We start from the raw sequence: 4,342 nt of genomic DNA on the forward strand, positions 1-4,342 counted from the left end.
TCGCGCCGGTGACCACAGGCGGCATCAGCGCGTCGATCCAGCGGGATCCGGCCACCTGCACCACCACGCCGACGATCGCCAGCGCGACGCCCGCGACCACGATGCCGCCGAGGGCCGCGCCGATGCCGCCGTCGGTCTTCGCGGCCAGGACCGGCGCGATGAACGCGAACGACGAGCCGAGGTACGAGGGCAGCCGGTTGCCGGTGATCAGCAGGAACAGCAGCGTGCCGAGCCCGGAGAACAGCAGCGTGGTGGCGGGCGGGAAGCCGGTGATCAGCGGGACGGTGAAGGTGGCGCCGAACATGGCGACCACGTGCTGCACGCCCACGCCGATGGTGCGCGGCCAGGAGAGCCGTTCGTCGGGTGCGACCACGTCGCCGGGGCGTACGTGGCGGCCGTCGCCGTGCAGGGTCCACGGGGACCAGCGGGAGGTGGGGGACTGGGTCATCGGTCGCCCTTCGCGTCATCGGGTGACGGGGGCGTGATCGACCCTGGGAGTTGTTTCTAGCACGTGCCCTGCGGCGATGGGGGCCCGCCCCGGCTCAGGCGACGCCGGTGGGACGGAACTGGACGCTGACCCGGGGGCCGACCGGCCGGCTGGTCTTCGGCACCGCGTGCTCCCAGGTGCGCTGGCAGGAGCCGCCCATGACCACGAGGTCGCCGTGGCCGAGCGGGAACCGCAGGCTGCCGCCGCCTCCGCCGCGCGGGCGCAGCAGCAGCGCGCGCGGGGAGCCGAACGAGACGATCGCCACCATGGTGTCGGTGTGCGCGGAGCGGCCGAGGGTGTCGCCGTGCCAGGCCACGCTGTCGCGGCCGTCGCGGTAGAGGCACATGCCGGCGGTGACGAACGGCTCGCCCAGTTCGGGCGCGTAGTGCCGGGTGAGCGCGTCCCGGGCCTCGGTGAGCACCGGGTGCGGCAGCGGCCGGCCGGCGGCGTACCAGCAGAGCAGCCGGGGCACGTCGACCTCGGTGTCGTACATGGTCCGGCGTTCGGCCCGCCAGGGCACGTCGTGGCGCAGCGTGTCGAGCACCTCGTCGGAGCCGCGCACCCAGCCGGGCAGGTGATCGACCCAGGCGCCCCGGCTCAGTTCGTGCCGGCGCAGCGCCCCGGCGAGCGGGCCCAGGGTCGGGCCCTGCTCGGCCAGGTCGAGCATCGAGGGCTGGTACGCGTCGGACACGCAGCCGATCGTACCCCGCTCTCGAACAGGCGTACGACGATCAGCGCCGCAGCATCCGGCGGACCTTGCCCGGGACGGCCTGCTTGATCCGCTCCCGGAGCTGCTGCGAGCGCAGCGCGTCGATGGTGGCGGTGAGCGTGGCGTTCTCGTCGCGCAGCCGTTCGATGCGGGTCAGCAGCTCGGCCGGCGTGGTGGCGGCGGCGGGCCGGACGGCCGGCGGGAACACCGTCTCGCCGACCTGCCTGTCGAAGCGCGCGGCGCTGTCGCCGTCGGCGAACGAGGTGCCGAGGTCGTGCTTGCGCAGGAACGCGGTGATGGTCTCGAAGCGGGCCTTGTGGCCGTCGTTGAGCGCTGTGTAGTCGGCCTCCGCGTAGAGGTCGGCGGCGTCGACGTCGGCCGGCACGTCCCGCATGATCCGGTGCGGGATGCCGAAGTAGCGGGCCAGTTCCAGGGTGCGCGAGTCGTGCGCGAACAGGTAGCCGGGCGTTCCCGCGACGAGCGCGGTGATGGTGCCGTGGATGCGGGTGCCGAACGCGAAGTCGTACCCGGACAGGTGCGACATCCAGGTCCACGGGTCGACGAACATGCGCACCTTGTCCTCCGCGAACAGCGGGTGCGAGGTGTGCAGCGGGATGTCGCTGCTCTGGCCCCGGTGCTCGGGCGCGTCGCCGTAGAGCAGGGTGCCGAGCGTCCGCAGGTCCTGCGGCACGTAGCAGAGGTTCGGGTAGCGCTCCTGGTGGTGGCGGACCACCGAGGCCATCGAGCGGACGTACGGGGAGATGGTGAGCGCGACCTTCGAGTCGGCGGTCAGCTCCGGGCGGGTCTTCTCCAGCTGGAACGTGTCGCCGTGCAGGAACATCGACGGGCAGCCGATCTGCTCCACGGCGGAGAAGCCCAGCGCGTTGAGGTAGCTCTCGGTCACCTCGCCGCGTACGCCGATGCTGTGCGACCGGTCCAGCACGGCCTTGCAGAACGCGCGGACCGGCTCGTCGATCGGCCGCAGGTACTCGCGGTCGCCGTCGACGTTCGTCTGCACGCCGACGCCGAGCACCACCACCGGGATCTTCAGCCGTTCGATCAGCCGGGTCAGCGGCGTCAGGCGGTGCACGAAGCTGCGGCGGAACGCGTTCGCCAGCGGTACGACGAACACGTCGTGGCGTTCGTTGATCTCGTCGGCGAGACGCGGGTCGGCCGGGGTGCGTGTCGGTGTGATCTCGGCCGAGGAGGTGGCGAGCAGCTTGTGCGCGGCGTGGCTGAAGACCAGGTTGCCGCTGTTGTCCCCGATCCAGTTACCGGCGAACGTCTCCTCGGGCGTGAGGACGTCGAACGGGCCCTTGCGGGCGCGGAGCAGGATCCGCTGGTGCATCCGGTTCGCTCACCTTCCGTACGGCACGGCGTGCGGGCGGGAGCCGGGTGGGTGCCCGCGCGTGCAGAACGGAAATCCTATCCGCCGCCCGAGCGGAGCCGAGCGGACGTCGGCTCGCCGGGAACGTCCCGGTTCCCCGGGGTAGGGTGCCCGGAATGACCAGCGCGCCGACCGTCACCCGTGCCCCGCGACTGCCGTCGCTGACCGGATTGCGGTGGGTGGCCGCGCTGCTGGTCTTCGGCTTCCACGCCGGGACCATGGGGATCATCGCCGAGCCGCACCTGAAGCCCCTGGTCGACAAGGCGTTCAGCCTGGGCCTGTCCGGCGTCGAGTTCTTCTTCATCCTCAGCGGGTTCGTGCTGGTCTGGTCGTACCGGGACGGGGAGCGCGCGTGGACGTTCCTGCGCCGCCGGTTCGCCAAGATCTACCCGAACCACGTGGTGACGTTCGTCGCGGCGCTGGCCGTAGCGGCCTGGTTCGCCGACCCGGTCGTGCCGTGGGCCGCGATCGCCAACTTCTTCCTGGTCCAGGCATGGATCCCGCTGGGCGGCTACTTCTACAGCGTCAACAACGTGAGCTGGTCGCTCTCCTGCGAGCTGGCCTTCTACCTGTGCCTGCCGCTCGTGGTGCCGTGGCTGCGCCGGGCCCGTACCGGCGTGCTGCGGACCGTGCTGGTCGCGGCACCACTGCTCATCCTGGCGCTGTGGCCCGGCCAGCAGCTCGTGCCGGAGGAGCAGCGGTGGTGGTTCACCCAGATCTTCCCGGTGACCCGGTCGCTGGAGTTCTGGATGGGCGTGGCCGCCGCCGAGCTGATGCGCCGGCACCGCTGGCGCGGACCGAACCTCGCCGCCGCCACCGGGATCTTCGTCGCCACCTGGGTGATCGCCGCGCTGTGGATCCCGGCCGAGTTCTGGGCGGCGCTGCTCGCTGTCGCGTACCTCCTGGTCATCGCCGCCGCGGCGGACGCCGACGTGCGCGGCCGCCCCACCCCCTGGCGGTCCCGGGCGATGGTCTGGCTCGGTGAGGTCTCGTTCGCCTTCTACCTGGTGCACGTGCTCGTCATGGTCACTGTGCTGCGGCTGACCGGGCACTGGGGGAGCGGGCTGCCCGGCTGGCGCGGCCCGGTCGCGGTGCTCGGCTTCCTGGTGGTCACGCTCGCGCTGGCCGCCGCGCTCCACCGCTGGGTGGAGACACCGATGATGCGCCTGCTCGGCCCGTCCCGCCGGGCCCGCGCGGCGTCGCGCGCACCGGCCGTGCCGACTCCGCGCGAGCCCGCCGAGGCCGCCACCAGCCCGGCCGCCGACGGCGGCGCGAGGCCCGTCACCGGTCCGGCCGAGGACATCGAGTACGCCGGGCGGCGTCGACCGGACTGACACGCGCACACGTCCGCCGGTCGATCCGCGACACGCCGTGCGGCGGTGCGTTCGTGGGGGATCGGCGGTAATTTGTACCCGTGCTTCCGATCGCGCTCACCTGCCCCGTGTGGTGGGTGGCGCGCTGGACCGCCCGGATGCTCGCCAGTCTCGCCGTGGTCGTCGCCTGTTCGTTCGGCGCCGCCACGCTGCCGGCCGGCGTCGCCGCTGCCGCCCCGGCCCCGGCGGTCGCCGCCTCGACGTACACGGTCACCGGCGCCTCGACCGCGGCGCGGCCGGAGGCCGACCGCGTGGCCGAGCGGCAGGCCGCTCCCGCCGGGGTTCCGGCGCCCGCGCCCCGGGTGGCCGCCCCGGCCGTCGTGGAGCCGGTCCCGGCCGGACGGGCCGTCGCACCGGCCGGCCCGCGGGCACCGCCCGCCCGCTGA

General features: G+C 73.2%; 5 protein-coding genes. 2 read left to right on the forward strand and 3 right to left on the reverse strand.

Translation table 11 applies throughout. The features are described from left to right. The 3 genes from ABD52_RS36460 to ABD52_RS36470 form a co-directional block, all read right to left on the reverse strand. Nucleotides 1-448, reverse strand: a 448-nt coding sequence (locus ABD52_RS36460) for a solute carrier family 23 protein (RefSeq protein WP_047894754.1), incomplete at its 3' end; no start/stop codon positions are given. Between the two features lie 94 nt (nt 449-542). Beyond that, a complete protein-coding gene (locus ABD52_RS36465) occupies nt 543-1,178 on the reverse strand; it encodes an alpha-ketoglutarate-dependent dioxygenase AlkB (protein WP_047894755.1) in 636 nt (211 codons plus the stop codon). A 40-nt stretch (nt 1,179-1,218) separates the two neighbouring features. Next, nucleotides 1,219-2,544, reverse strand: coding sequence for a polysaccharide pyruvyl transferase family protein (locus ABD52_RS36470; RefSeq protein WP_047894756.1), 1,326 nt, complete (start codon nt 2,542-2,544; stop codon nt 1,219-1,221). Between the two features lie 155 nt (nt 2,545-2,699). Between ABD52_RS36470 and ABD52_RS36475 the strand changes: the two genes are divergently transcribed. Both ABD52_RS36475 and ABD52_RS36480 read left to right on the forward strand, forming a co-directional pair. Then, a complete protein-coding gene (locus ABD52_RS36475) occupies nt 2,700-3,917 on the forward strand; it encodes an acyltransferase (RefSeq protein ID WP_047894757.1) in 1,218 nt (405 codons plus the stop codon). Nucleotides 3,918-3,997: 80 nt separating this feature from the next. After that, nucleotides 3,998-4,342 carry a hypothetical protein gene (locus ABD52_RS36480; protein WP_047894758.1) on the forward strand — a complete coding sequence of 115 codons (345 nt, stop codon included), beginning with the start codon at nt 3,998-4,000 and terminating at the stop codon, nt 4,340-4,342.

Source organism: Micromonospora sp. RV43, assembly GCF_001029515.1.
Lineage (GTDB): Bacteria > Actinomycetota > Actinomycetes > Mycobacteriales > Micromonosporaceae > Micromonospora > Micromonospora aurantiaca.